Origin of the sequence: Vibrio genomosp. F6 (assembly GCF_005146325.1) — a bacterium.
GTDB lineage: Bacteria > Pseudomonadota > Gammaproteobacteria > Enterobacterales > Vibrionaceae > Vibrio > Vibrio cortegadensis.
Genome location: NZ_SYUT01000124.1, coordinates 1 through 322, shown reverse-complemented (window position 1 = coordinate 322; position 322 = coordinate 1). Strand labels below are relative to the sequence as shown.

The following is a 322-nucleotide window of genomic DNA, read 5'->3' as shown; positions in this document are numbered from 1 at the left end:
CTTAAATTGTTTGTTATGAAGCAGTACTATCGGCTGGATGATTAACCCCGTCGTTTGTAACTACATCACCTAAATCAAATGGATTTACGCCCTCAAGACAGCCAATATTGAAACCATATTCTGTGGGATTTGAGCGACGTTGGTGATGAGTATAAATACCACAATTTGAACAGAAGTAATGTTTCGCTGTATTCGTGTTAAATTGATACAACTTCAGAAACTCTTGTCCTTCAACGATTCTAATACCACTCAAATCGACGGAACCAACAATTGCGCCTTTTCTTCGGCAAATTGAGCAATCGCACCTTCTAGGATTTTCGAT

General features: G+C 38.8%; 1 protein-coding gene. It reads right to left on the bottom strand.

All coding sequences use genetic code 11. The features are described from left to right. Positions 1-13: 13 nt before the first annotated feature. Positions 14-322, bottom strand: a 309-nt coding sequence (locus tag FCV43_RS20000) for a GFA family protein (protein ID WP_136996166.1), incomplete at its 5' end; no start/stop codon positions are given.